Annotated in this window: 1 rRNA gene; it reads left to right on the forward strand. The window is 54.2% G+C overall.

Features of this window, described 5'->3' with window-relative positions:
• Positions 1-1,886 (forward strand): 23S ribosomal RNA (locus BLT09_RS33305); the annotation flags it as partial.

Raw genomic sequence — 1,886 nt, forward strand, 5'->3', positions numbered from 1 at the left:
GGGGGTAGAGCACTGGATGGGCTAGGGGTCCTCACCGGATTACCAAACCTAACCAAACTCCGAATACCTGGGAGTACTAGTCGGCAGACACACGGCGGGTGCTAACGTCCGTCGTGAAAAGGGAAACAACCCTGACCTACAGCTAAGGTCCCCAAGTTATGGCTAAGTGGGAAAGGATGTGAGGATCCCAAAACAACCAGGATGTTGGCTTAGAAGCAGCCATCATTTAAAGAAAGCGTAACAGCTCACTGGTCTAAATAAGGGTCTTTGCGCCGAAAATGTAACGGGGCTCAAGCCATACACCGAAGCTTAGGGTTCGTGAGCAATCACGAGCGGTAGCGGAGCGTTCTGTAAGCTGATGAAGCCATACCCGTGAGGGGTGGTGGAGGTATCAGAAGTGCGAATGCTGACATGAGTAACGTAAGGGGAGTGAGAGACTCCCCCGCCGAAAGTCCAAGGGTTCCTGCTTAAAGCTAATCTGAGCAGGGTTAGCCGGCCCCTAAGTCGAGGCAGAAATGCGTAGACGATGGGAACCACGTTAATATTCGTGGGCCTGGAGGAAGTGACGGATCATTGAGGTAGTCCAATCTTATCGGATTGAACGGGCTGCTGCGTGGTTCCAGGAAATAGCTCCTCCTTATAGACCGTACCCGAAACCGACACTGGTGGACTGGTAGAGTATACCAAGGCGCTTGAGAGAACTATGCTGAAGGAACTCGGCAAATTGCACGCGTAACTTCGGAAGAAGCGTGACCCTTTTCCACGCAAGTGGAGGAGGGTGGCACAGACCAGGGGGTAGCGACTGTTTATCAAAAACACAGGGCTCTGCGAAGTCGCAAGACGACGTATAGGGTCTGACGCCTGCCCGGTGCTGGAAGGTTAAGAGGAGGGGTGCAAGCTCTGAATCGAAGCCCCAGTAAACGGCGGCCGTAACTATAACGGTCCTAAGGTAGCGAAATTCCTTGTCGGGTAAGTTCCGACCTGCACGAATGGCGTAACGACTTCCCCGCTGTCTCCAGCATAGACTCAGTGAAATTGAATTCCCCGTGAAGATGCGGGGTTCCTGCGGTTAGACGGAAAGACCCCGTGCACCTTTACTATAGCTTTACATTGGCATTCGTAGTGGCATGTGTAGGATAGGTGGTAGGCTTTGAAACCTGGGCGCCAGCTCAGGTGGAGCCACCCTTGAAATACCACCCTTATCACTATGGATGTCTAACCGCGGCCCGTCATCCGGGTCCGGGACAATGTATGGTGGGTAGTTTGACTGGGGCGGTCGCCTCCTAAAGAGTAACGGAGGCGCGCGATGGTGGGCTCAGAACGGTCGGAAATCGTTCGCTGAGTGCAATGGCATAAGCCTGCCTGACTGCGAGACTGACAAGTCGAGCAGAGACGAAAGTCGGTCATAGTGATCCGGTGGTCCCGCGTGGAAGGGCCATCGCTCAACGGATAAAAGGTACGCCGGGGATAACAGGCTGATGACCCCCAAGAGTCCATATCGACGGGGTTGTTTGGCACCTCGATGTCGACTCATCGCATCCTGGGGCTGGAGCAGGTCCCAAGGGTATGGCTGTTCGCCATTTAAAGCGGTACGTGAGTTGGGTTCAGAACGTCGTGAGACAGTTCGGTCCCTATCTGCCGTGGGTGTAGGAATATTGAAAGGATCTGTCCCTAGTACGAGAGGACCGGGATGGACGGATCTCTGGTGGACCTGTTGTGGCGCCAGCCGCATAGCAGGGTAGCTATATCCGGACGGGATAACCGCTGAAGGCATCTAAGCGGGAAACCCACCTTAAAACGAGTATTCCCTGAGAACCGTGGAAGACGACCACGTTGATAGGCCGGGTGTGGAAGAGCGGCAACGCTTGAAGCTTACCGGTACTAAT

It is taken from the genome of Mesorhizobium muleiense (assembly GCF_900099905.1).
GTDB lineage: Bacteria > Pseudomonadota > Alphaproteobacteria > Rhizobiales > Rhizobiaceae > Mesorhizobium > Mesorhizobium muleiense.